General features: G+C 32.7%; 21 protein-coding genes. 11 read left to right on the top strand and 10 right to left on the bottom strand.

The features are described from left to right. Nucleotides 1-26 precede the first annotated feature (26 nt). The 4 genes from ACHRVZ_RS10400 to ACHRVZ_RS10385 form a co-directional block, all read right to left on the bottom strand. Complete coding sequence (locus ACHRVZ_RS10400; RefSeq protein ID WP_395422325.1) at nt 27-1,493, bottom strand: M28 family metallopeptidase; 1,467 nt, start codon at nt 1,491-1,493, stop codon at nt 27-29. 162 nt (nt 1,494-1,655) lie between these two features. After that, entirely contained in the window at nt 1,656-3,878 is a 2,223-nt protein-coding gene (locus ACHRVZ_RS10395; RefSeq protein WP_395422323.1) for a hypothetical protein, read from the bottom strand. A 92-nt stretch (nt 3,879-3,970) separates the two neighbouring features. Then, nucleotides 3,971-6,658 carry a carboxypeptidase-like regulatory domain-containing protein gene (locus ACHRVZ_RS10390; protein ID WP_395422322.1) on the bottom strand — a complete coding sequence of 896 codons (2,688 nt, stop codon included), beginning with the start codon at nt 6,656-6,658 and terminating at the stop codon, nt 3,971-3,973. A 42-nt stretch (nt 6,659-6,700) separates the two neighbouring features. Further along, a complete protein-coding gene (locus ACHRVZ_RS10385; RefSeq protein ID WP_395422321.1) occupies nt 6,701-7,606 on the bottom strand; it encodes a GLPGLI family protein in 906 nt (301 codons plus the stop codon). Between the two features lie 224 nt (nt 7,607-7,830). On the opposite strand from ACHRVZ_RS10385, the gene ACHRVZ_RS10380 reads away from it, so the two are divergent. Next, the gene (locus ACHRVZ_RS10380) at nt 7,831-8,646 is read left to right on the top strand and encodes a hypothetical protein (protein ID WP_395422320.1); all 816 of its coding nucleotides are present in this window, start codon (nt 7,831-7,833) and stop codon (nt 8,644-8,646) included. Beyond that, nucleotides 8,646-9,260 (top strand): deoxynucleoside kinase, encoded by a 615-nt coding sequence (locus ACHRVZ_RS10375; RefSeq protein ID WP_041516522.1) that lies wholly within the window; start codon nt 8,646-8,648, stop codon nt 9,258-9,260. The genes ACHRVZ_RS10380 and ACHRVZ_RS10375 overlap by 1 nt, the downstream gene beginning before the upstream one ends. 91 nt (nt 9,261-9,351) lie before the next feature. Here the strand turns inward: ACHRVZ_RS10375 and ACHRVZ_RS10370 are convergent, their stop codons facing one another. The 5 genes from ACHRVZ_RS10370 to ACHRVZ_RS10350 form a co-directional block, all read right to left on the bottom strand. Then, nucleotides 9,352-11,913, bottom strand: a complete 2,562-nt coding sequence (locus tag ACHRVZ_RS10370; protein WP_395422319.1) for a sodium-translocating pyrophosphatase — start codon at nt 11,911-11,913, stop codon at nt 9,352-9,354. A 112-nt stretch (nt 11,914-12,025) separates the two neighbouring features. After that, entirely contained in the window at nt 12,026-12,556 is a 531-nt protein-coding gene (locus ACHRVZ_RS10365; protein ID WP_395422318.1) for an inorganic diphosphatase, read from the bottom strand. A 110-nt stretch (nt 12,557-12,666) separates the two neighbouring features. Continuing rightward, nucleotides 12,667-13,266, bottom strand: coding sequence for a DNA-3-methyladenine glycosylase family protein (locus ACHRVZ_RS10360; protein ID WP_395422316.1), 600 nt, complete (start codon nt 13,264-13,266; stop codon nt 12,667-12,669). A 234-nt stretch (nt 13,267-13,500) separates the two neighbouring features. Beyond that, nucleotides 13,501-16,002: a DUF5686 family protein gene (locus ACHRVZ_RS10355; protein WP_395422315.1), complete on the bottom strand. Its 2,502-nt coding sequence runs from the start codon at nt 16,000-16,002 to the stop codon at nt 13,501-13,503. A gap of 68 nt (nt 16,003-16,070) precedes the next feature. Beyond that, the gene (locus ACHRVZ_RS10350) at nt 16,071-17,048 is read right to left on the bottom strand and encodes a pyruvate dehydrogenase complex E1 component subunit beta (RefSeq protein WP_041516526.1); all 978 of its coding nucleotides are present in this window, start codon (nt 17,046-17,048) and stop codon (nt 16,071-16,073) included. Between the two features lie 358 nt (nt 17,049-17,406). On the opposite strand from ACHRVZ_RS10350, the gene ACHRVZ_RS10345 reads away from it, so the two are divergent. From ACHRVZ_RS10345 to ACHRVZ_RS10325, 5 genes are all read left to right on the top strand, one after another. Next, a complete protein-coding gene (locus ACHRVZ_RS10345; protein ID WP_395422314.1) occupies nt 17,407-18,084 on the top strand; it encodes a GLPGLI family protein in 678 nt (225 codons plus the stop codon). A gap of 161 nt (nt 18,085-18,245) precedes the next feature. After that, on the top strand, nt 18,246-18,992 hold the full coding sequence (locus ACHRVZ_RS10340; RefSeq protein WP_395422313.1) for an electron transfer flavoprotein subunit beta/FixA family protein: 747 nt from the start codon (nt 18,246-18,248) through the stop codon (nt 18,990-18,992). An 87-nt stretch (nt 18,993-19,079) separates the two neighbouring features. Further along, nucleotides 19,080-20,048, top strand: a complete 969-nt coding sequence (locus ACHRVZ_RS10335; protein ID WP_395422311.1) for an electron transfer flavoprotein subunit alpha/FixB family protein — start codon at nt 19,080-19,082, stop codon at nt 20,046-20,048. Between the two features lie 165 nt (nt 20,049-20,213). Beyond that, complete coding sequence (locus ACHRVZ_RS10330; RefSeq protein ID WP_042566126.1) at nt 20,214-20,837, top strand: bifunctional nuclease family protein; 624 nt, start codon at nt 20,214-20,216, stop codon at nt 20,835-20,837. A 114-nt stretch (nt 20,838-20,951) separates the two neighbouring features. Further along, the gene (locus ACHRVZ_RS10325; protein WP_395422309.1) at nt 20,952-21,803 is read left to right on the top strand and encodes a thymidylate synthase; all 852 of its coding nucleotides are present in this window, start codon (nt 20,952-20,954) and stop codon (nt 21,801-21,803) included. A 39-nt stretch (nt 21,804-21,842) separates the two neighbouring features. On the opposite strand, the gene ACHRVZ_RS10320 is transcribed toward ACHRVZ_RS10325, so the two are convergent. Continuing rightward, nucleotides 21,843-22,139: an isoamylase early set domain-containing protein gene (locus ACHRVZ_RS10320; RefSeq protein ID WP_395422308.1), complete on the bottom strand. Its 297-nt coding sequence runs from the start codon at nt 22,137-22,139 to the stop codon at nt 21,843-21,845. A 238-nt stretch (nt 22,140-22,377) separates the two neighbouring features. Here ACHRVZ_RS10320 and ACHRVZ_RS10315 point away from each other — a divergent pair, with 238 nt between their 5' ends. The 4 genes from ACHRVZ_RS10315 to ACHRVZ_RS10300 all read left to right on the top strand — a co-directional run bounded on the left by ACHRVZ_RS10315 (nt 22,378) and on the right by ACHRVZ_RS10300 (nt 25,241). After that, nucleotides 22,378-22,722 carry a 2TM domain-containing protein gene (locus tag ACHRVZ_RS10315; protein ID WP_395422306.1) on the top strand — a complete coding sequence of 115 codons (345 nt, stop codon included), beginning with the start codon at nt 22,378-22,380 and terminating at the stop codon, nt 22,720-22,722. Nucleotides 22,723-22,734: 12 nt separating this feature from the next. Next, the gene (locus tag ACHRVZ_RS10310) at nt 22,735-23,217 is read left to right on the top strand and encodes a dihydrofolate reductase (RefSeq protein WP_395422304.1); all 483 of its coding nucleotides are present in this window, start codon (nt 22,735-22,737) and stop codon (nt 23,215-23,217) included. Nucleotides 23,218-23,797: 580 nt separating this feature from the next. Next, nucleotides 23,798-24,529 (top strand): bifunctional demethylmenaquinone methyltransferase/2-methoxy-6-polyprenyl-1,4-benzoquinol methylase UbiE, encoded by a 732-nt coding sequence (gene ubiE / locus ACHRVZ_RS10305; RefSeq protein WP_395422303.1) that lies wholly within the window; start codon nt 23,798-23,800, stop codon nt 24,527-24,529. 1 nt (nt 24,530) lies between these two features. Then, complete coding sequence (locus ACHRVZ_RS10300; protein WP_395422301.1) at nt 24,531-25,241, top strand: porin family protein; 711 nt, start codon at nt 24,531-24,533, stop codon at nt 25,239-25,241. Nucleotides 25,242-25,249: the final 8 nt, after the last annotated feature.

Here is a 25,249-nt window from a genome sequence, read left to right as displayed (position 1 = left end):
TTTTTTATTTTAGCAAAAAATACCTTTTATCGCTCCAATTGTACATTGGGTAATGTTTTAGGGCGATTTGTATCATTTGATAAAATCCAACCTGTACGGTAAATCCATTCGGTCATTTTATGCAATTTCACAAAATCAATATTTTCAGACTCATCCATCGGCGTGTGGTATTGACTGTGCAAAACACTAGTGTAGAAAACAGATGGAATTCCTTTTTTTGCATACGGTAAATGATCTGAACGGAAATAAAAATATTCAGGATGTTCTGGTCTGTCCCAAAGTTTATCCAAATCAAATTTTGGTCCTTCGTCATTTGCTCTTTTAGCAATAGCAACTAAATCTGAAGAATTTTCATGAGGAGAAGATGAACCTAAAAGAGCTGCCTGATTTACATTATTTCTGCCAATCATATCTCCGTTCAAAACTGCAATAATATCCTTTTCAGGAACCGTTGGATGCGATGCGTACCATCTTGATCCTAATAAGCCACGCTCTTCTGAACCGTGAAATACAAATAAAGCAGTTCTTTTTGCCGGTTGTTTTTTATACGCTCTTGCAATTGCTAACATTGCCACACAAGTACTGGCATTATCATCGGCTCCATTATATATGGAATCCTGACCATATTTTTGTCTTACTCCATCATGATCTTGGTGTCCGCTAAAAAGAACGTATTCATTCTTTAATTTAGGATCTGTTCCTTCGATTTTTCCAACTACGTTTACTGAAGGATATTTATACGTTTCAGAAATTACTTCTGTAGACAAAAGATCTTTAGTCGTTTTCAGATAATCCAGTTGATTGTTGTGTACCCAAAAAACTGGCATTGTTGCGCCAATTTTATCACGAAAACCTTCGATTCCATAAATACCTCTTGTCATTTGTGGCTCTACCTGAGACCAGCTTTCTTCTGCTAATTGATCTGCCACCATGATAAGTGCTACTGCTCCTTTTTTTACAACAAGATCATAATATTTATTTCGAACAAGACCTGGATAACGCCTGTCAAATAACGAAATATCATCTGCAATTCCTTCTTTTGAAGCCAATAAAACAACTGCCTTACCTTTTACATCAGCTTTCTCGATTTCTGCTTTTGTTGCCGCTCCCAAATATACTAATGGCGCATCGACTTTGATATTTGTGGTTTCGGCTACGAGAACATCTTTCCATAATTTATATTCTTTTTGCCCGATTTTAAATTTTGTATTTGGAGTCACCTGATGTCTGTACAAATCAAAAAACTGAAAGTAAGTTCCATCATCCCCCGCAGGTAACATTCCTGCTTCTTTGGCTTTATTTGCCAACCACATCGACACTTTTAATTCATCTAAAGTTCCGGCTTCACGACCATTAAAATGATCACCAGCCATCTGGTACATATCAGTTCTAAGATCTTTTTCAGTGATTGCTGTAACTAAAGGTTTTTTGATATTTTGCGAGAAAGCAAGTCCTCCACAAATAATCAAACCTAAGATCATTTTCTTTTTCATATGTTTAAGTTTAGTTATCCAAACTTAATAATTTGTGAAGAAATCTGACCTTCAATTTCAAAACATTTACTTCTAAAACGGCAAAAAATCAAAAATAAACCGATTTTAAACAAGAATGACTGCCAAAATTGACAGCCATCCCTTTATCTTTTTTAATCTCTTTTAATACGTTCCGTTTTGCATTTTGGACAAAGTCTCTCTAATTTCAATTGCTGTTTCTTCTTCAACATCCGAAGTTAAATATTTAACCGCTAATGTTTGAGTAGCAATCGCTTTTTCCTTTTGTCCGTCTTTGTAATACAATTGCGCCAACGTATCTAAATAATATGGATTGTTTTTGGTAACTGCCAAACTATACTCAGACCAAATAATCGCTGATTTTATAAAACTTGAATTTGCGGGTTTTAAAACCACTGTCCACGCTGCCGAATTACATAAGTTAGAATGATACTCTTTAAAAGAACTCCATCCATCATAAGAGTACGTAGAACTTGAATCTAAAGAAGTAAACATATTGTCTAGTCGTTCAATTGGACTTTCATTATCTGTTACTAAATTTGCATTAAAATAAATACTAAATTCTTTCAGGTAACTTGTATTTGAACCATCTTTATCTTCGGCTTCAGCCAAATAAGTAAAATAATTTTGATAACATTCAAAGCTTCCTTTTCCTGCTGCAATTAATTTTTTATAAACTGAAATCACCTTACTTTGATTAGATTCTCCTGAAACTTCATTTTCTGAAATATATCTGTTTTGTTGCAATGCATTGGCAATTTCAGTATTCAAAGCTCCAACCGAATGTGTTTCACTTTCGATCGAGGTAAAAGCCTGACGTCCCGCATCAATCGCGTCATAATGTTTTATCAAATAATCTATAGAAAGAAAATCAGTGTCGTTTAGAACTCTGTCATCTTTTAAAAATTGCTTTGAGAATCCTTGATTTTTAATTTCTCTCAAGATAGTTTCAACCAAATACATATTGGGTGTTTTATCTTTTTGATGTGCCTCAATTAGCTTTTTCCAAATTTGAGCAACCTCTTTTTTATCGACTGCAGTATTTACAAACTTAAATTCGGCATCATTTTCATCGGTTGTATCGTAGTCATATGGTATTTCAAGAAGTGCAACCTTATTAAAAGCTAAGATTAAATCGGTATCTGTCGCTTTTTTATTTTTCAAGGTTTTATTAAAAGAAATCAATCCGTCAGTTCTCTGCAGCTTTTTATACAACTCATCATAATAGTAAAACTGATAACGTTTATCTAGTAAATTAGATTTCGCAGTGGCCAAAATACTACCATTGTTATTTAAAACAAGTAAAACCGGACTATCAGTAATTTTATTTGTTTTCAACCACTTTTTATCATCGGCTGTAGCCAGATAATAATTAAACAAATCGTATTCTGGATGATAAACATCATACATTGTATCACCCATTTGAGATTCATGATCTTTAATAAATGTATCAAAATCAGATTGAGCAGAAACATTTTTACTATCAACCGATACTACTAAAAATTTGGTTTTATCATTTTTATTTGATGCAATAGCACTTTTTAGATTATCCTCGATTTTAAATTTAAAATCAAATCCTTTTACAGCATAAGCAGCACTATCTACAACAACAGTGCTATCAGCAGCTACTTCATAATTATCTTTAGCTACAGCTTCTTTTCCTGGATACGTCCAGTTTAAAACATTTTGACTCTCAATTGGCTTAACTTTTACAGCAGCAGCTGGCGGAGTGTCTTTTTCATTCAAAAAAGCGATCGGATTTTTCCCAGTTTGCTCTGTGATCATTAGTTCGTTTGTTTTCTTGTCAAAAAAGCCAGAAATATTTAAATCTCCCAATGCATCAAGCTCGTATTTGATAGTCACTTCTGAAACATCTTTTGGCAAAGCATATTTAAAAATTTTGCTTTCCTTTTCAAACCCTTCATCTATTAAATACAAATAATCCGGACGATCAATTTCGAAATCGACATCTACAGTTGCCCAATCAGGATCAACCTTTGCTTTAATATCTGATATTTTTTGATATTGAACAGGCTCAGAACCGCTCTGCGTCCCTATATAAAATGAATAATAAGACGGATCTAAAAATTTAATTTTAACTTTTTTAGCTTTCTTGTCATTCTTAAAAGTCAGATTAAAAGAATTCTCTGTTTTCTCAGTTTGGAAAAACAACAACGAATCTCCTTTGATTTTATAATCGCCAGAATAAAAAACCAATTCATATTTATTATTGTCTAATAAATTTAATTTGATTTTTTGACCTTTGTTGGTAGATATATAAGTGCCTTTTTCAATGCCTTTTGTCTGAGAAAAAGAAGTAAATATTAAACAGAAAAATATTGAAAAACTCCATATAAAATTGCGCATGACTTAAAATTTGATTGTTAATATCTCGCGCAAAGATATTTGATTCTAGTTGAAATAAACTCTCAAAAACAGAAAATTATGTAATTAAAATACTATAAATTATATTTCATCGAAAAGATAATATAACGCGGCTGCACCGTGTACTGAGAAACTCTCGTTGAGAATTGCGAGAAGCTGTCATCGTTTAGATAAGTCGTATTTAACAAGTTAGTTGCCGAAACTTTATATTCCCATTTACTGTTCTTTTTTTGATAAATCAAGCTCGCACTTAAAAAATCATATTCATTATCGACTGTTTTATTTCCATTATAATAATGATAGAACTCATACTCTGAAACAAACGAAAAACTATTCAGAAAATAATAATCTAATCTTGCAAAAGGCTTATCTGTATAATATGTTGATCCACTGTATTTGTTGATTAACGCATTGTAACCAAATTCGATATTCGGAGCATTTTTATAATTTGTTGAAGCTCTTACTGTATAGCTCTGTACAAAACTTTCGGTAGTAGCCAATTCGTTGTTTTGAATATTATTGAATTTTGACCAATTGAAACTTGCATTGACAGAGGCTTTATAATTCTTTAAAAATGATCGTCCATAATTTCCCATTCCGGAGAAAGTTTCATCTGCCAAATTAGAATTATATGGCGATGACGATTGATTAATTCCTGTAAAATCAACTTTGGTTTTAATAGCATCAACTTTTTTCGTGTAAGTCGCATTAGCAAAAATATTCTCAAAGTTGAACATATTGTACTTGAAGTAACGCAACGAATGCACCTGCGAAGTCGCATTTTCGAGATAGCGATTTCCTCTAAACAAACTACTATAATCTGACAAAACATAACCCGCTGCCAATTGATTAATATCTGTAAAATCATTTGTTAGAGAAAAATTATAGGTCAAAGTTTCTGATTTTTTGATTTGATATAAAGCAAAAAAATCAGGCAGCACTTTCGTGAAATTTTCCGAATAATCTGTTCCTAATTGCGTGTTTTTCATGGTGTACGAATGCACGCTGACACCTGGAGTTAAGGTGAATTTCCCACTTAGAATTTTATAATGAAATCCTAAAAAAGTATCATTGAAATTATATTTTACCTGATTATTGTTTTCAGGATCATTTAAATCATTTCGATCTCCGTTATCTAACATTTGAAAAATATGCGAATTAAAATCCTGATACGAGAACGTGTTTCCAAGTGTGATATTGATATTACTTTTTGGCGTTACCATATAATAATAATCCAATTTGGCATCTAGTTTATTGGTTTTTACAAAGCGATTCTGATTCAGGTCGTTTCTTTGCTGACCTGAAGTATATCCCGATAAATCAAAAGGTTGTGTACGTAAATTGGCATTATAAAAAGGATTTTCGTCTTGATATAAATGTTGCATTTCAAAAGCAAAAATATTCTTTGGGCTCTGCGTATAATACAAACTCAAATTTTGATTTATAGATGTTGGATCTTGTTTTTTATTGGTAAAAATAGTTTCTGTTGTTGATACATTGCTTACAACCGATTCGCGTAATAAATCTGTATTTTCATTTTGTTTGGATATCTTGGTTAAGATATCATAATCAAACTGAAACTTATCGTTTGGTTTATAAGTTGAACTCAGCTTAAAAAGACCCAAATTATTCTTTTGATGCGTTAATTCATCACGTTTTTGCTGATCTCCAGAATCTAAAATCGTAGTTTGAGATTTGGTTTCAAGATCTGTTTTTGATGCAGAAAGAATTCCGAATCCGCTTATATTCCAAGCTTTTGTAACGGAATAAGCAAAATTTGTTGCTCCAAATTTGGTTTCAATTTCTTTTGCACGGTTATTTCTCAAAATCGAAATCCCTAAATCATTAGAGGAAACATTAAAATTGCTTCCACCCTTTTTCATCATATTTTTAAATCCGCCTGTAAACTTAAAATAATCCTGAGCCGTAAGCGGCAATTCGCCAATATTATTAAAATTGGTAATTAAATTAATACTGTATTTTGGACTGTAATAAAATAGTTTTGGATTAATGATATAACGGCTATCCAGCTCTGCAACTCCAATTCCGGCAGTCACGTCTCCAAACCAAAAATTCTTTTTACCTTCTTTCAGTTTAATATTCATGGCCACATTATCCTGATCATTTTCTAAACCTTTTAATGCGCCAACTTCGTTGTAATTTCTAAGGACCTGAATTTTATCAATAGCATCTGCAGGAATATTTTTAACGCCAAGTTTTGTATCTCCGTCAAAAAAATCTTTTCCTTCAACCATTAATTTACTGACTTTTTTTCCTTCAACTTCAATTTCGCCATCGGCATTTACCTCAACTCCGGGAAGTTTTTTTAAGACATCTTCAAGTTTCTTTTCTGTTCCTGATTTAAAAGAATCAGCATTATATACAATGGTATCCCCTTTTATTGAAACAGGCATCTCACGTACAATTTCAACACCTTCCAATTCGATTCCGGCATCATCCATAACAATATTCTGAACGATGTTTTCAGTTTTTGTTGCAATTGTAATTTCTTTAGATTTCATGCCAAGATAACTCACCTTCACAGAATAAGAAGTATTGGGCTTTAAGGTCAATTGAAACTTCCCTTTATCATTGGTAATTCCGTATGAATCCATTGCTTTTGTGCCAATGTTTATCGCCATAATATTGGCCATTTCTAACGGATTTTTTTGTTCGTCCTGAATAAAACCATCAAAACGTACACTTTGTGAAAAGGAAACACAAGTGCATAAAATAGCGAAGAAACAAAGTATCTTGTTCATTAAAAAAGGTTTAGTATAAATAAATTTCAGAATCAGAAGTTCTTATCTTCCCATCATAGGAGGTGGCCCACCCGGACGTCCACCATTCATTTCCCTAAACTCTTTCATTTTTTTAAGTACAGTTTCATCATAATCTTTCTGAGAAATAACCTTTCCTTTTTTAGATGGTTTTATTTCTACTTTATCTTTCGCATTCAAAACAATTTTAGAACATAAAATAGTAGTTTTTCCATCGTTTACTTCTAAAATTAAACCTGGTAAACCCCAATAGTTTTCAGGACCTTGATTTACCGGAATTTCTGGTGAATACCACGCTGTAACGATAATTTCTTTAGGCATTTCAAAATTATCTTCAAAATTAGTTTTCGTTTCCCCCGAAGTTTTTTTCGTATCGTCCTTTTTCTCTTCAGGTTTTTTATCGTCGTTATTTTTAGGTCTGAAATTTCTAAAATCAGTTTTACTCGCTACTTTTACTGTAGTTGCTTTATAGCAGGTATAACCGCCAATTTGTTTGGTTTCTTGTTCTAATTTCCAGTTTAGTTTTGGCAAAGAATCTACTACTAGAAATTCTTTTCCCATAAATTCTTTATCTACTGTATACGACTTCGTTTTTACATCTTTGTAAAAAGTTCCTCCTCCGCCCATAAATGAATTCATCATAATGCGCATTCCGCCTCCTTGCTGTCCCGGAGCTTCAAGTTTTTCTTCTTCTTTATAAATTGACGCCGATTTATCAAAATTTAGAATAAAGGTTTTTTCTAACATTTTTTTCATTCGCTCTTCCATGTTCTTTTGCATCTCGGGCGTGATATCTCGGTTACTTCGTATACCATCAAATTTGGGTGCTTGCGTTTTTGATTCATAAACCGCCATTCCCTGAAAATCTTTTTGCGCTTGCATTTGAGTAAACGCGAGCATCAAGAAAATATAATAAACCCCTTTTTTCATTTCGTTTTCTTTAAAATTGAGTAAGCCCTTAAAACTTACACTCAAATGTATTATTTATTTTTAAATTATTGAACGTTAAATATATCAATACCTGTAAGATATAGACAAAACCTACTATTAGTTAGACCATTACGATTTAATAAGGTTTTAAAATTAAATCTCGAATGATTTAGACAATTTGTTCTGTTGTTTTTTGTAATTTGGCTGTTTAGAAACCAAATCTCATGAGCAAAACGACACATACATTTTTATGTTTTTTATTTATCGTCAGCTCTTTTTCAGCTCTTTTTTCGCAAAACTCAGAAATAAAAGCAGCTTCGATCTCTCATTTTGCAAATGATTCTGATGAATTTTTAGGCTATGATTCTTTTGGATTTTATTATCAAATAAAAAACAATGTTTTCAGTAAAATCAAAGGCAAAGAGTTGTTTGAATACAAAAATATCTCGTTAGGAAAAATTACAAAAGTCGATTTACAAAACCCGCTTAAAATAGTCTTGTTCTACGAAGATTTCAATACGACAGTTTTATTAGACAATCAACTGAATAAAATTACTGAGATTAATTTTTCTTTAAATAATACCCCAATTGTTGTTTCGGCAATTGGAATGTCAACCCAGAATCAACTCTGGATTTACAATACACTAAACCAACAAATTGGACTTTTCGATTATTTAAAAAATGAATACAAAACGGTTTCGACTCCGTTTACAGAAACCATTAAATATTATCAAACCGATTTCAATACTTTTTATTGGATTGATAAAAAAAACAACTGGTTTTCGTGTGATATTTTCGGAAAAGTAACTTCTTTAGGAAAACTTCCTGATTTTGATTCGATCGAAATAATTAACAATCATCAATATCTTTTTAGCAAAGCTAATTTGTTGTATTTTAAAGACATCACAGGTACAAATTCAAATGCTTTTTCTGAAATTGAAATTTTAGAAAAATCGTTTGACAAATTCTGCTACAAAGACCAAATTTTATCTATTTTTACAGTTAAAGAAATAACAAATTATAAAATCGTAACACCGTAATGCACATAGCGATAGCAGGAAACATAGGGGCAGGAAAAACAACTTTAACTAAATTATTGGCGAAACATTTTAAATGGGAACCACATTATGAAGATGTAGTTGACAATCCTTATTTAGATGATTTTTACCATCAAATGGAACGTTGGTCATTTAATTTGCAAATTTATTTCTTGAATAGCCGCTTCCGTCAGGTACTGCAAATTAGAGAAAGCGGAAAAAAAATCATTCAGGACAGAACGATTTATGAGGATGCTTACATCTTTGCTCCCAACTTATATTCGATGGGATTAATGACTAGTCGTGATTTCGAAAATTACACTTCTCTTTTTGAGTTGATGGAATCATTGGTAAAAGCTCCTGATTTATTGATTTATTTAAGAAGTTCTATTCCAAATTTAGTGGGACAAATTCACAAACGCGGACGTGATTACGAAAATTCAATTTCTATTGATTATTTAAGCCGTTTGAACGAAAGATATGAAGCTTGGGTTCAGACTTACACTAAAGGAAAATTATTAATTATCGATGTTGACAATATTAACTTCGTTGATAATCCTGAAGATCTAGGAAACATCATTAATAGAATTGATGCTGAATTGAACGGTTTATTTTAGAACGCCAATTACATCAATTTATACAAATAAAAAAAAGCCTCTAAATATTTAGAGGCTTTTTTAGTTTTTAAGAAACTTTGTCAAAGTTATTTTATTTCGCAGCTTCAATTTTAGCTTTTACCTCAGCTTCCGTTCCTTCATAAACTTCAGTAGTTGTTTTTCCATTAGCTGTTTTCGTTACCGTTCCAACTGTAACCCCATTAACGGTAGACAAATTTACTTCTAATCTGTTTTTACTGTATTTACTTGTATCGAAACAATCTGTTTTTTGGTACATGTATTTTCCATTAGCATCATAATTAGCCAAACATTTTGCAGTTTCCTCAGCTGTACATCCTTTTTCTTTGCACATTTGGGCACATTCTTCCTTAGTCATTGTTGCCATTTTTGACATATCACATTTAGACGAATGTCCTCCGGCATGCATTTCTGTTTTTGCACAACAAGAACCTTTTTCTGTCATTGCCGAAGCAGAATGTCCTTCTCCTAAAATTGGAGCAATTACAAGACCAATCAAACAAGTCAATTTAATTAAAATGTTCATCGATGGTCCAGAAGTATCTTTAAACGGATCTCCAACTGTATCTCCAGTCACTGCTGCTTTGTGCGCATCAGAACCTTTATAAGTCATTTCGCCATTGATCATAACGCCAGCTTCAAAAGATTTTTTAGCATTATCCCAAGCACCTCCGGCATTGTTTTGAAAAACTGCCCAAAGAACCCCAGATACGGTAACTCCTGCCATATATCCGCCTAACATTTCAGCAATTAACTGATTGTTGTCTGCGTAAACTAATTTTCCTAAAAGTACAATTGCAATTGGAAAACCAATCGTTAGGATTCCTGGCAACATCATTTCGCGTAAAGCGGCTTTGGTCGAAATTTCAACACATTTTCCGTATTCAGGTTTTCCGGTTCCTTCCATAATTCCCGGAATTTCCTTAAACTGACGACGAACTTCATACACCATATCCATTGCAGCTTTTCCAACAGAATTCATCGCTAATGCCGAGAAAACTACCGGAATCATTCCGCCAACAAATAACATGGCTAAAACAGGTGCTTTAAAAATATTAATTCCGTCAATTCCTGTAAAAGTTACATATGCTGCAAATAAAGCCAATGAAGTCAATGCTGCCGAAGCAATTGCAAATCCTTTTCCGGTTGCTGCCGTTGTATTTCCTACTGAATCTAAAATATCGGTTCTTGTACGAACTTCTTTTGGCAATTCGCTCATTTCAGCAATTCCTCCAGCGTTGTCTGAAATTGGTCCGAAAGCATCAATCGCTAATTGCATTGCTGTTGTTGCCATCATTGCTGAAGCTGCAAGCGCCACTCCATAAAATCCTGCTAAAGCATACGAAACCCAAATTGCCGCTGCAAACAATAATACGGTTGGAAAAGTAGAAATCATTCCCGTTGCCAAACCGGCAATAACGTTTGTTCCGGCACCTGTAGATGATTTTTGCACAATTGCCATAACGGGTTTTGTACCTAATCCTGTATAATATTCTGTTACTGATGAAATAGCTCCACCAACAACTAATCCAACTAAAGTGGCATAGAAAACACGCATTGATGAGATGTCTTTAGAACCTTCTCCAAAAAAGCTCATTTGCATGGTTTCCGGCAACATATGTTGTACTAAGAAGAAACAAGCAATTGCTGTTAAAACAATCGAAACCCAGTTTCCTATATTTAATGCTTTCTGTACTTGTGCTTCTTTTGCATTATCATCAGAAATTTTCACCAACATCGTTCCAATAATCGAAAATAAAATTCCGAAACCGGCAATTGCCATTGGTAGTAAAATTGGACCAATTCCGCCAAAGGCATCTTGAATATTACCGCCCATATCTTTGATCACGTAATTCCCTAAAACCATCGCTGCCAAAACAGTTGCTACATACGAACCAAATAAATCGGCTCCCATACCTGCAACGTCTCCAACATTATCTCCAACATTATCAGCAATCGTAGCAGGATTACGAGGATCATCTTCCGGAATTCCAGCTTCAACTTTACCAACTAAATCAGCACCAACATCTGCCGCTTTTGTGTAGATTCCGCCACCAACTCTAGCAAACAAAGCAATTGACTCTGCTCCCAACGAAAATCCTGCCAGAGTCTCCAGAACTACTGTCATAGTCTCTGTATCTTTCCAAACTCCGCCAGACAATAAATTAAAGAAAATTATAAAAAAAGAAGTTAAACCTAAAACTGCTAAACCTGCAACTCCAAGCCCCATTACAGTTCCACCTCCAAAAGAAACTTTTAAAGCTTGCGGCAAACTTGTTCGTGCTGCCTGAGTGGTTCTAACATTTGTTTTGGTTGCAATTTTCATTCCCATATTTCCAGCCAAAGCCGAAAAAAATGCTCCAAAAATAAATGCAACAACTATTAATAAATGCGTTTTAACTCCAGGAATAAAAGTAATTCCCGCCAAAGCAACACTTGCAATAATTACGAAGATTGTCAATAATTTATATTCTGCTTTTAAAAAGGCAAGTGCACCTTCATAAATGTGATCTGAGATTTCCTTCATTTTGCCATCGCCAGCATCTTGTTTTAAAACCCAAGTCCTTTTTATTCCCATGAAAAGTAATCCTATAATTGCCATAACAATTGGCAAGTAAATCATAAATGCATTCATAATATTTTAATGGTTTTGGTTAATAGTCAATAAACTAACTAAAACGAATTTAAACAAAAAAGCAATACTCCTAACGGAATATTGCTTTTTTTATAAAATATGAATCTAAAAATTATTTAATACTAAATAATCCTTCTGGTTTGTTTTCGATATCATCAAAACGCTTAGTACACTCAGCAATAATTGCAAAAGCTTCGTTTACGTCTCCCCATCCTTCTACATCTACTTTTTTGTTTTCAAGATCTTTGTAAACCTGAAAGAAATGTTCGATTTCTTTTACTAAGTGTGGGTTCATATCTGAAAGATCAGTCAAAGAATTCCAAATTGGATCTGAAACTGGTACACAAATAATTTTTTCATCTGGTCCTTTATCATCTGCCATATGGAAAACACCAATTGGTTTTACTTCCATAACACATCCAGGAAAAGTTGGTTCGTTTACTAAAACCAATACATCAAGTGGATCACCATCAAGAGCTAAAGTTTCAGGAATAAATCCGTAATCAGCAGGGTACATCATTGAAGAGAATAACATTCTGTCGAAACGCATTCTTTTGATATCAAAATCGTACTCATATTTATTTCTGCTTCCTCTTGGTATTTCGATTAATACATCGAAAGTCGTTAGTTTGTCTGCGGTCATTTTCGTTTTTTATTTTTTCTATAATTTCGATTGCAAAAGTAACTAAAGAATCCTTTTTTACAATGAAAAACTACATTAATCTACTTACTTTTCTTTTAAATAACAGACAGTTAATATGTAATTTTTCGATTTCGCTTATTTAAGTAATAATGCCAAAGCAAATATGTTGCATAAGATCGATACGGACTCCATTGCTGCGTATGAATTTCCATCTCTTGTTTGTCATGAATATCTAGTAATTCTTTGATTGTATTTACGACTGCAATATCTCCTAATGGAATTAAATCCGGCTCCTGAAGACAAAACATCAGGTAAATATCAATAGTCCAATTTCCGATTCCTTTTAGTTTTATGAGTTCTTCCCGAACTTGTATTGCCGATTTTAAAGCCAAACTTTCAATATCCAGTTCTTTACTCAAAACGGCTTCTGCTAAAACTTTAATATATTTTGTTTTTTGACGGCTTACGCCTAAAGCCCGAAAATCTTCATCTGATAAAACCGACATTTTCTCAGGATTGCAAATCGTAAAAGCTTTGATTTTTAAAAATGTGGCTTTCGCCGAATCTATAGAAACCTGCTGCTCAAGAATCAGCAATACTAAAGTTTCAAAACCCTGAGGGCGTTTTGGGATTGGCGGCAATCCGTATTTCTCGATAATTTCCTGAAATACGGGATTCTTGGTTGATAGAAAATCGATTGCTTCTTGCATTATCTTATTATAAGTCTACTCAAAATTAAACAAAAAAGAATCTCTCAAAGGCGCCAAGTCACTAAGTTTTTTTTCACGCAGATTCTGCAGATTTAGCAGATTTGTATTTTTAAACATTTATTTATCCGCTAAATATGCAGAATCTGCGTGAAACAAATACTATTCTACAAAAAAAGCCGCAAAGAATTTAAACCTTTGCGACTTTGTAACTTTGATGCTTTGCATCTTATATAATTAGAAATAGAATCCGAAAGATCCTTTTACTGCAAATTTATTGGCTCCGGGATCGTTTAAATAACTACCTCTCCAAGAGAAATCAATGCGAAACACTTTAAAGATATTCCCTATTCCTGCATTGTATTCCCAATACACATTTTCAGGTGCATTGTATGGAAGCCCGGAAGCATTTATCGCTCTGTTAGCATCTGAAATCGTTCCGTAAACTCCTTTTACACCAACAAATTCTCTCCAGTTTAATTTTCTCATAAATGGGATTCTGGCAAATAATCTTCCTCCAAAATCATGATTCCATTGCAAAGTAGTATACTGATCTGTTACAAACTCATAGAAATTTAAGTTACTAAACGTATTCTCTATTGTAAAATAAGTCTGATTACCAGGGATTACACTCATTAATCCTAACGGTATTGTACCAAATGTTTTTCCGGTTTCAAGAATAATATTCGATCTTCCTAATGGTCCAATAATTATAGGCTGTTTATAATACAGCTGAATTTTTTCATAAGCAAAATCACTATTCAAAACTCCTTTTAAACCATAACTAAAGTTAACAAAGAAATGACTAAACGGGCTATCAACAAGACTTCGTTCTACTCCAAAGCCAATTGTTTTACGGTTTGGCATAAACTCGAACTGAATATTCGCTTCTGATTGTGTTACTTTACTTTCGATCACTCCCGCAGGATTTGTTGCTGAAGGTAAAGTAGTATAATAATCTAAACTAAATGTACTTGAAGCGGATTCTAATGTTCTGTACGAAAGTCCTGCCTGAACAACAAAATTCTTTATTGGCTCCATTTCGACTGAAACATTACTCAAATTAATGTTGGTCAATTTTCCGTTACTACCTGTTGTAAATAAAGCTGAGGATGCAAAACTTCGTCCTAAAACATCATTTGTAGTGGTTAAACTGGCACCAATTTGTTCGATGTCACGCCTGTTTCCTCCAGAAATAATGATTCGGTTTTTCTTGTCAATCATCCATTTACCTGAAGCTCCATATTTGAATTTATTATCATCAAATCCATAAGCTGTATAAGCTTGTATACGCCATGGATCGTTTGGTCCAAAATAGGTTCTTCCTCCGGCGCGAATCCTTAAACCTTCGACTTCATTGTAACCAAATGTTGAAAATATTGGCCCAAAATCAAAGTTTTTAAACTCTACATAACCACTTCCTAAAATAGAAACGAGACTATACAACTGCTTGAATCTTTTGACCGTTTGCAAAGTATCAAGCATTTTATAAATACCTGCTTCATCTTTGTTTAATTTTTCAAAACGATTTTCATCCCAAAATTCAGGCGGTCGATCATATACAGCATTGTCTATATAATTGACTTCTTCTTTATAAAATTTCTCCGGTTTTTGAAGATTGAATTTATGGTTTCGGTATAATGTTGTTCTTTTACCATAAACTCCTTTTGATTTTTCTTTTTTATTCAAAGCAAAATCAGACATCATGTAATCCCTCGTCAACAAAAAAGTTGAATCGTTCTCTACATCAAATTCCTGTTCAATATAAATATCTTTTACCCAGTTAATATTAGCACTTTTAGTCACGCCCATATTAATTTTTTTGATCGCAAAAGTGGTATCATTAACCCAAAAATCTCCTTTAAAGGTTAATTCATTTTTACGTCTTGGATAAAAAACAATATTGTAACACCACTTTTTATCAATATAAGCACTGTCTTTCAGGACATAATTATACACGTCGATTCCTGTTCTCGAAAGTGGACTTGTAAAACTTTTATCAAAAAACTTAAGATGATTGTCGTAAATATTATAATCTGAATAAAGGTCTTTTACGAAAGATAAAATCTGCTGATTTCCGTTAAAACCAGACATTTTATTTCCGGTAATATTTTCTTTTACCTTCTTTAATTTATTATCTCCGTAAACATCGTAAACAGATTCATTAATAAAGATTGGAAGATATGTTTTTCCTGTAACATCAGAAGTATCAACATGTTTGAACACAAACTCCATTCCTTTAAAGAGTTTGTTTTTCATAAACGCACTATCAATCGTGTTCATATCAAACTCGACCTTCTCGTACTTTTGCATTTGATATTGATTGAACTGATAAAGTCCGTTTTTACGCTTTCTCTCCCATATTTTTCTCAAAATATCAAGTGCCGGATTGTTCTTTTTAGATGTTTTTCCAGTATAAATTACAACCTCATTTAGTACTTCGGCTTCGCTTAAAACAATTTTAAAATCATAATTTACTGCTTTTTCTAAAGGAACTTCCCTATCTGAAAATCCAGCTGAACTGACTAATAAAGCATTATAAGTATTTGGTGATTCCAGATAAAAACGCCCATCTTCATTAGAAACTATTCCTGTATTTGATCCTTTAAAAACAACATTTGCAAAAGGTACAGGCTGATTTGATTTATCTAAAACAATTCCGCTCACTTTAGTTTGTGCAGTAGCGATACTCGCGAATACAAGTACAAAAAACAGGCTGAGTAAAATTAATTTTTTCATAATCTGGCAAAAAAAAACTTCATCAATTAATTATGACTGATGAAGTTTTAAGAGTATTGTTTATTTGACTATTTGTACATTACTTTTTTTACTGCTTTTACTACATCAGCTGCATTTGGCAACCAGTCTTTTAGTAAAACAGGAGAGTAAGGCGCAGGAGTATCAGCTGTTGTAATACGTTGAATTGGCGCATCAAGAAAATCAAAAGCTTGTTCTTGTACGATATAAGTGATCTCAGATGAAATACTTGCAAATGGCCAAGCTTCTTCTAAAATAACTAAACGATTTGTTTTCTTAACTGAAGCAAGAATAGCATCTTTATCCATTGGACGAACTGTTCTTAAGTCGATAATTTCGCAAGAAATTCCTTCTTTAGCTAATTCATCAGCAGCGATAAAAGCTTCTTTGATAATTTTACCAAAAGACACGATTGTTACATCTGTTCCTTCACGTTTAACATCAGCAACTCCTAACGGAATTGTATATTCTCCATCTGGCACTTCACCTTTATCACCGTACATTTGCTCAGATTCCATGAAAATCACAGGATCATTATCACGAATTGCAGCTTTTAAAAGTCCTTTTGCATCGTAAGGAGTTGAAGGCACAACAACTTTAAGACCCGGAGTATTTGCAAACCAGTTCTCTAAAGCCTGAGAGTGAGTAGCTCCTAATTGCCCTGCAGAAGCAGTTGGTCCACGAAAAACGATAGGCACATTAAATTGTCCTCCTGTCATTTGACGCATTTTAGCAGCATTATTTATAATTTGATCAATACCTACTAAACAGAAGTTGAAAGTCATATATTCAACAATAGGACGACAACCATTCATAGCTGATCCTACTGCAATTCCTGTAAAACCAAGCTCTGCAATTGGAGTATCAATTACTCTTTTTTCGCCAAACTCAGCAAGCATTCCTTTTGAAGCTTTGTATGCTCCATTATATTCTGCAACTTCTTCGCCCATTAAATATATGGATTCATCGTGACGCATCTCTTCGCTCATCGCTTCGCAAATGGCCTCTCTAAATTGTATTGTTCTCATATTTATATTGTATGTTGAATTTTCTGAAGAGCAAAAATAAATATTTTAAATCACTTAAAAGCATAAATTAAATTTAAAATCGCATGAACTTCTTTCTCTATACAGGTTTTAACTTTTTAAGCTTTATTGTGATATTTACGAAATCGATATTATTAAGCATATTTCTATCTGAAAAAACATTTTTTAGACAAACTCAACTTTATTTGTTTGATTCCTATTTAGTAAACTCTTTTACATAAACGATTGAAATCTAAAATTATTTTAATAAACATATTCGTTTATAAAATTGAGTTTCTTTTCTCTTTGCTGCTAAATTAATTATCCTTTACTTCGTAAGCATAATCTTAAAATTTAAACCATGAAAATAACTATATTATTTTTTTTTATTTTACTATTTTCAATTGAAGTAAACTCTCAGAGCCTCGTTGGGACCTACACTAGACAACAGCTAAAAACTAAGGAAGGCAGAATTCTAGAAAAAGCTAAAACGCCTGAAGTATTTAGCTATACCTATTCTAAAAACAAGTCGATACAAAAGCTAACTACTATTCAAAAAACAACTACTGACAATACTGTAATTGAAAATACAGCGGGCAAAATTTTTGCAAGCCGTACTATTCGTCGATCCACAGAAGTAATTAATTATAAGGATTTTGACTCCAAAATATACAAAGTCCTTATGACCAATGACGGGATTGATTCAAATGTAAAAACAAAACTTCCAACACATACATGGGAACTTTTATCAGAAACTAAAATTATTAATGGCTTTTCTTGTAAAAAAGCTACAACAAAAAATACCGCATTTATTACCAAACAAAATATTACAGCTTGGTATACCGAAGAAATTCCGATAAAAGATGGACCAATGTTTTATAGTGGGTTACCTGGTTTTATTATTCAATTAGAAATTGACGATAATTCCATTTTAGTATTTCAAGAATTAGCTTTTAAAAGTGAAAGTACTGAAATCGAAATACCAAATAACAGTGCAAATGAATTAAGTTTTGAAGAATACCAAGCAAAATTAAAATAATTAGAAGGATTTTAATTTTAAAAGCAATAAATCATCAACAAACTCAACAATCTTCGAAATCGTAATAGTTTTTAAAAATATTATGCATGCATAGTATAATTATTCCAAATAATATTCTAAATTTGTGATAATGAATTTTTAGAAATATAAAATATATACCTATGAAAATATTAGTTTGCATCAGCCACGTGCCTGATACTACTTCAAAAATCAACTTTTCCAACGGTGATTCAGAATTCGATACCAATGGTGTACAATATGTAATTAATCCTAATGATGAGTTTGGTTTAACTCGTGCTATTTGGTTTCAAGAACAACAAGGCGCAACTGTTACTGTAGTAAATGTTGGTGGTCCTGACACAGAGCCAACTTTGCGTAAAGCATTGGCAATTGGTGCAAACGAAGCTATTCGTGTAAATGCTAATCCAACTGATGGTTTTTTCGTAGCTAAACAATTAGCTGAAGTAATTAAAAATGGTGGTTATGATTTAGTAATTGCAGGTAAAGAATCGTTAGATTATAACGGAGGAATGGTTCCTGGAATGATTGCAGGAATTACAGGTTCTAACTTTTTAAACTCTTGTACAGCTATTACAGTTGACGGAAACAATGTTAAAGCAGTTCGCGAAATTGATGGTGGAAAAGAAACTGTAAGTACTACTTTGCCTTTAATCATTGGTGGTCAAAAAGGTCTTGTTGAAGAAAAAGACTTGCGTATTCCGAACATGAGAGGTATTATGACTGCTAGAACAAAAGCACTTACTATTCTTGAGCCAGTTGACGCTCCTGTAAATACAAAAGCGGTGAAATTTGAAAAACCAGCTCCAAAATCAGCAGTGAAATTAGTTTCTCCTGATAATTTAGATGAGTTAATCAATTTATTACACAACGAAGCAAAAGTAATCTAGTAATCAGTATTTAGTTTTCAGTCTCAGTTAACAGTTTACAAACTTGAAACCTGAAACCTGAAACTCATAACTTCTAAACAAAAAATCATGTCAATATTAATATATGCAGAATCTGCAGAAGGAAAATTTAAAAAAGTTGCTTTTGAATTAGCTTCGTACGCTAAAAAAGTAGCAGAATCACTTGGAACAACAGTTACTGCTTTAACCGTAAACATAAGCGATGTAAGCGAATTATCTAAATACGGAGTTGATAAAGTATTAAAAGTAACAAACGATAAATTAGCCGGTTTTACAGCTAAAGCTTATGCCGATGTGATCAAACAAGCTGCTGAAAAAGAAGGTACAAAAGTAGTTTTACTTTCTTCTACAACAGACAGTATTTATCTTTCATCATTAGTCGCAGTGGCTTTAAATGCTGGTTTTGCTTCTAACGTTGTTGGATTACCAATAAGCACTTCACCTTTTCAGGTAAAAAGAAACGCTTTCTCTAACAAAGCTTTCAATATCACAGAAATTAGCACAGATGTTAAAGTTCTTGGTCTTGCTAAAAACTCTTACGGAATTTTTGAAAGTGCAGGATCTGCAACTGAAGAAGATTTTAACCCATCAATTGGAGACAATGACTTTGGTGTAAAAGTAGAATCTGTAGAAAAAGTTTCCGGAAAAGTTTCTATCGCCGATGCTGATATCGTAGTTTCTGGAGGTCGTGGATTAAAAGGACCTGAAAACTGGGGATTAATCGAAGATTTGGCTGCGGTACTAGGTGCTGCAACTGCATGTTCTAAACCCGTTTCTGACTTAGGATGGAGACCTCACAGCGAGCACGTTGGACAAACAGGAAAACCAGTAGCAACTAATTTATATATTGCCATCGGAATTTCTGGAGCAATTCAGCATATTGCAGGAATCAACTCATCAAAAGTAAAAGTAGTTATCAATAATGATCCTGAAGCTCCTTTCTTTAAAGTTGCTGATTATGGCGTTGTTGGAGATGCATTTGAAATTGTACCACAATTAATTGAGAAACTAAAAGCTTTTAAAGCTCAACATTCTTAATTTAAAAATTCTCTATAAAAATATAGCTGCCTAAAAATAAGATAATCGTATCTTTGCTTTAGGTGGCTTTTTTGTTCCATATTTTTTGATTAAAATTGCACCTTTATTTTTCAATCAAAAAAAGTATTAAAATGAGGCATTAATTGCCCTTTTTTACCCATATATATGAGTCTAGTTAAATTATCAATAAAAGGAATTTCATACAGTCAAACTCAAAATGGCGCCTATGCCTTAATTTTGAATGAAGTTGATGGCGAACGAAAATTACCTATAGTTATTGGTGCTTTTGAAGCACAATCAATTGCTATTGCCTTAGAAAAAGAAATCAAACCTCCTCGCCCATTAACACACGATTTATTCAAAAACTTCGCCGAAAGATTTGATATTGTCGTAAAACAGGTAATTATTCACAAACTTGTTGATGGCGTATTTTACTCTAGTTTGATTTGCGAAAGAGACAAAATCGAAGAAATTATAGACGCCAGAACATCTGATGCAATTGCACTAGCATTACGTTTTAATGCACCTATTTTTACTTATAAAAACATCTTGGATAAAGCTGGTATTTATTTAAAATCAAATACTGCCGAAACTGATCAAGGCTCTCAGGAAATTGACGATGTCCTTTCGAATCCTGAAACTTTTGGTCACGAAGAAGAAAGTAATCAATCTGGAGATGTATATGCAAAACATAGTCTGCAAGAACTAAATGAACTTTTAGATCAGGCAGTTTCTCAGGAAGATTATGAAAAAGCAGCCAAGATTAGAGACGAAATCTCAAAAAGATAATTTTAAGGCAATAAGCCATAAGCTTTAGGCTATAAGCCAAAGCACAAAATATAAAAAAACAAGATTTAAGCATTGGGAAAAGCCTAAAGCTTAAAGCTTAAAGCTTAAAGCATCATGAAGCAATACTTAGATTTAGTAAAACACGTTTTAGAAAACGGTTGTCAAAAAGGAGATAGAACAGGAACGGGAACCAAAAGTGTTTTTGGCTACCAAATGCGTTTTGATTTAAGTGAAGGTTTCCCAATGGTTACTACTAAAAAGTTACACTTAAAATCTATCATTTATGAACTGCTTTGGTTTTTAAAAGGCGATACCAACATTAAATATCTTCAGGAAAACGGAGTAAAAATTTGGGATGCCTGGGCAGATTCTAATGGTGATTTAGGTCCTGTTTATGGTCATCAATGGCGCAATTGGAATAGTGAAGAAATTGATCAGATCTCTGAATTAATTACAGAATTAAAAACAAATCCAAATAGCCGAAGAATGTTAGTTTCAGCATGGAATCCATCGGTCTTACCTGATACTAAAAAGTCATTTGAAGAAAATGTAGCCAACAATAAAGCGGCATTACCTCCTTGTCATGCTTTTTTTCAGTTTTATGTTGCAAGTCCTGATCCTGAAAAAGGTGAAACAAAAGGAAAACTTTCTTGTCAATTGTACCAACGAAGCGCTGATATATTTTTAGGAGTTCCTTTTAATATTGCTTCTTATGCACTATTAACAATGATGATTGCTCAGGTTTGCGATTTAGAATATGGTGAATTCATTCATACATTTGGAGATGCACACATTTACAACAATCACTTTGAACAATTAGAATTACAATTGACACGTGAACCAAAACCATTACCAAAAATGATTTTAAATCCTGAGATTAAAAACATTTTTGATTTTGATTATAATGATTTCACACTTCTGGATTATGAGCCGCATGCCGGAATAAAAGGAAGTGTTGCTGTATAAATACAAAAAAAAATCCGCTTAAAATTTAAGCGGATTTTTTTATACTACTAAAACGCCATTTTCGCTTCCTGCAAAGTCATTCCACTTATACGAATCGGCTTCAGGATCATTAATATAAATACCATCGATTACGTACTTAAACTCATAAATTGCATCTTTCACTAGATCGTAAGTTGCCTTAAAAGTTCCGTTTTTTAATTTACTCAAAGTTCCTTCTTCTACATTCCAATTGTTAAAATCTCCTACTACAGCTGCTGAACTTGCATCTTTAGCTTCTACAGAAAATGTAACTTTACATACTGGTTTTGTTTTAATAAATTGCTTCTTTAAAGACATAACTATTTAGTTTTTAGATTTATATATCTAAATTAAACAAAATCGCCTGAACATTCAACATTCCTCTGATCGATTTGTGATAATAGCAAAAACGGAATGACATTTTAATCGTATCCGTAATTTTAAGCACGATTAATTTTGTAATTCAAATTCATAACTCATTTTAAAACAAATATTATGCAGTCAAAATATTGTGTTTTCAAAATAAATTTTAACTTTATGATCTCATTTATACTTTATGGAAAAAGAAGTGCACGAACAGTACGAATATGCCAGAAGAAGACTTAGACAAAAGAAAATCCTATATTTTCATTTTGTACTTTTTCTCTTAGGAAGCTTGTTTTTATTTATTGCCAATAGATTTTTTGGCTTTGGTACTGCAACAGGCCAAAATTGGTGTATTTGGGGCATAACTATCTGGTTCTTTATTTTTATTCTGCACTTTATAAAAGTCTATATTACTGATCGTTTTATGAATAAAAAATGGGAAAGAGAACAAATTGACAGACTTGTTGCGTTACAGCAAAAAAGAATCAGCCAATTAGAATCTCGAGTAAATGAAGATACCGAAAGTAAAATTTAGCTTTAGAATGCCATGATTATAATGATAGCGGCGGTAGCCGAAAATAATGCCCTTGGAAAAAACAATGAATTAGTTTGGCATTTACCAAATGATTTCAAAAGATTCAAATCGCTTACCACGAATCACCATATTATTATGGGAAGAAAAACTTTTGAAAGTTTTCCAAAACCATTACCCAACAGAGTTCATGTTGTAATAACACGCCAAAAGGATTATCATCCGGAAGGTTGCGTTGTTGTTGACAGTATAGAAAACGCAATTGCCGCATGTCCTGAAAATGAAGATTCATATATCATTGGTGGAGGCGAAATTTATAATCTGGGCTTACCATATACTGATATTATAGAAGTAACCAAAGTTCATCATACTTTTGATGCTGATGCATTTTTTCCTAAAATAAAAGAAAGCGAATGGCAACTGGTAGAATCAGAAGAAAACTTTAAAGACGAAAAACACCTTTACGATTACACTTACGAAACTTACATTAGAAAATAAAAAACATCCTCTTTAGGGAGGATGTTCTTAAAAAAAAGATTGATTTTTAAATATGACTCTTTCGAGAAATAGTTTTGGTAAAAAAAAATAACAAATATCAAAGAGACATTTGAAATAACTGAATAACATTAAATGTTAATTGAGAACGAATCTCAAAAAAAGCCTTTAACAACAAATACCACTAAGATATTAAAGGCAAGAAAATTAAAATTTCCAAAAACAAATTTAATCCTAAGAACGTATTTTGCACTCTAAAAACAGTATTGACCCCCAAGAACAATACTTTCAAAACTACCTACAAGAACAAACAAAGTATTAGCGCAAAAAACACTCATTTGATTTAAGTCATTGTATTATCAATCGTTAATTTATCATTTTTACTTTGACAAAAGTGATCATAAAATTAGCTTCGTGCAATACCCACTTTTAGTGATTTTTTCAAAATACCTACTTTTGGTGATGCGCAACAATTATCAATTAAACGGTAATTAAAAATCTCTTTCTACATACATTTGAATTACAATTAAAAAAACACAATTACAGTTAAACTAGATTGTTTATATTTGCGTAAATAAAAAAAATGTCTGAAAAAATAACCCCATATAAAGACTCTTCTTTAGGTAAAAAAGAGCAAGTTGCCCAAATGTTTGATAACATCTCTGGCAACTATGATAATTTAAATCGTGTAATTTCATTTGGAATTGACACAAAATGGCGTAAAAAAGTATTAAAAATAGTTTCAGACACTAAACCAAAAAACATTCTTGATATTGCAACCGGAACTGGTGATTTGGCTATTTTAATGACACAAACTAAAGCAGAAAAAATTATTGGCTTAGATATCTCTGCAGGTATGCTTGAAGTAGGTAAAAAGAAAGTTGAAGCAAAAGGTTTATCAAATGTTATAGATTTGGTTTTAGGAGATTCAGAAAAAATTCCCTTTGACGATAATTATTTTGACGCTATCACAGTTGGTTTTGGTGTTCGAAATTTTGAAAATCTTGAAAAAGGTTTCGCAGAAATTTTGAGAGTTTTAAAGCCAAATGGTGTATTTGTAATTTTAGAAACTTCGGTTCCTGATAAAACACCTTACAAACAAGGTTATAATTTTTACAGCAAAAATATCCTGCCTCTTATTGGCAAATTATTCTCTAAAGACAATTCAGCGTATGGTTATTTGTCTGAATCTGCTGCAGCTTTTCCGTATGGAGAAGCACTGAACAATATTTTAAGAAAAATTGGGTTTATAGATGTTGTAGCTATGCCTCAAACTTTTGGCGTTGCAACTATTTATTCTGCATCTAAAAAATAGTATGAAAAAAATTGTAGTCTTAATTTTATTAGTCTTAACGACAAAGGGATATTCTCAATTTGCTAAAAGTATGTTTAGCAAGGATCCTATTATCAATCTTGAAAACTGGCAAAAACAGCGTCTTTATTTTGGATATTACTTAGGATTCAACAGTTTTGATTTTAAATTCGACTACAAAACTCCCGGTCCGGATATTCAGGTAAAAAAAACTACTGGTTTTAACGTGGGCGTAGTTGCTGATTTACGATTGCAAGAATATATTAACTTGCGTTTTGAACCGGGTTTATATTACACAAAACGTGATCTATATTTTCCTGAAATTCCTTTAGAAAAAGAGTATTTAAGAGAAGTGAACAGTACATACATTCACTTCCCTTTATTATTAAAATTCTCTGCTTTGCGTACAGGAAATATCCGTCCGTATTTAGTTGGAGGAATGTCGACAACATTAAATCTATCCAGTAATTCGAAATCAAAAGATGATAACTTTGAAGGGAAATTCAGGGTTAAACCATGGACTGCTGCCTATGAACTAGGTTTTGGAATAGATATCTTTTCAGAGTATTTTATTTTCTCTCCTTCAATTAGAGGTATGTTTGGTATTACTGACGAATTAATTCGTGACAATCCCGCAAACGGACCTAGCCAATGGACAGATAATATTGATTCTATGAAATCGAGAGCGATTTTAATAAATTTCACCTTTCATTAAAACAAATC

Source organism: Flavobacterium sp. FlaQc-57 (assembly GCF_044007395.1).
Lineage (GTDB): Bacteria > Bacteroidota > Bacteroidia > Flavobacteriales > Flavobacteriaceae > Flavobacterium.
Note: the sequence above shows the minus strand (reverse complement) of the source record. Positions and strands in the feature narration are given on the sequence as shown.

Bases quoted from the DNA above. Each gene is read 5' to 3' on its own strand.
- ACHRVZ_RS10400 (WP_395422325.1), bottom strand. From the start codon at position 1,493: ATGAAAAAGAAAATGATCTTAGGTTTGATTATTTGTGGAGGACTTGCT.
- ACHRVZ_RS10395 (WP_395422323.1), bottom strand. From the start codon at position 3,878: ATGCGCAATTTTATATGGAGTTTTTCAATATTTTTCTGTTTAATATTT.
- ACHRVZ_RS10390 (WP_395422322.1), bottom strand. From the start codon at position 6,658: ATGAACAAGATACTTTGTTTCTTCGCTATTTTATGCACTTGTGTTTCC.
- ACHRVZ_RS10385 (WP_395422321.1), bottom strand. From the start codon at position 7,606: ATGAAAAAAGGGGTTTATTATATTTTCTTGATGCTCGCGTTTACTCAA.
- ACHRVZ_RS10380 (WP_395422320.1), top strand. From the start codon at position 7,831: ATGAGCAAAACGACACATACATTTTTATGTTTTTTATTTATCGTCAGC.
- ACHRVZ_RS10375 (WP_041516522.1), top strand. From the start codon at position 8,646: ATGCACATAGCGATAGCAGGAAACATAGGGGCAGGAAAAACAACTTTA.
- ACHRVZ_RS10370 (WP_395422319.1), bottom strand. From the start codon at position 11,913: ATGAATGCATTTATGATTTACTTGCCAATTGTTATGGCAATTATAGGA.
- ACHRVZ_RS10365 (WP_395422318.1), bottom strand. From the start codon at position 12,556: ATGACCGCAGACAAACTAACGACTTTCGATGTATTAATCGAAATACCA.
- ACHRVZ_RS10360 (WP_395422316.1), bottom strand. From the start codon at position 13,266: ATGCAAGAAGCAATCGATTTTCTATCAACCAAGAATCCCGTATTTCAG.
- ACHRVZ_RS10355 (WP_395422315.1), bottom strand. From the start codon at position 16,002: ATGAAAAAATTAATTTTACTCAGCCTGTTTTTTGTACTTGTATTCGCG.
- ACHRVZ_RS10350 (WP_041516526.1), bottom strand. From the start codon at position 17,048: ATGAGAACAATACAATTTAGAGAGGCCATTTGCGAAGCGATGAGCGAA.
- ACHRVZ_RS10345 (WP_395422314.1), top strand. From the start codon at position 17,407: ATGAAAATAACTATATTATTTTTTTTTATTTTACTATTTTCAATTGAA.
- ACHRVZ_RS10340 (WP_395422313.1), top strand. From the start codon at position 18,246: ATGAAAATATTAGTTTGCATCAGCCACGTGCCTGATACTACTTCAAAA.
- ACHRVZ_RS10335 (WP_395422311.1), top strand. From the start codon at position 19,080: ATGTCAATATTAATATATGCAGAATCTGCAGAAGGAAAATTTAAAAAA.
- ACHRVZ_RS10330 (WP_042566126.1), top strand. From the start codon at position 20,214: ATGAGTCTAGTTAAATTATCAATAAAAGGAATTTCATACAGTCAAACT.
- ACHRVZ_RS10325 (WP_395422309.1), top strand. From the start codon at position 20,952: ATGAAGCAATACTTAGATTTAGTAAAACACGTTTTAGAAAACGGTTGT.
- ACHRVZ_RS10320 (WP_395422308.1), bottom strand. From the start codon at position 22,139: ATGTCTTTAAAGAAGCAATTTATTAAAACAAAACCAGTATGTAAAGTT.
- ACHRVZ_RS10315 (WP_395422306.1), top strand. From the start codon at position 22,378: ATGGAAAAAGAAGTGCACGAACAGTACGAATATGCCAGAAGAAGACTT.
- ACHRVZ_RS10310 (WP_395422304.1), top strand. From the start codon at position 22,735: ATGATTATAATGATAGCGGCGGTAGCCGAAAATAATGCCCTTGGAAAA.
- ubiE (WP_395422303.1), top strand. From the start codon at position 23,798: ATGTCTGAAAAAATAACCCCATATAAAGACTCTTCTTTAGGTAAAAAA.
- ACHRVZ_RS10300 (WP_395422301.1), top strand. From the start codon at position 24,531: ATGAAAAAAATTGTAGTCTTAATTTTATTAGTCTTAACGACAAAGGGA.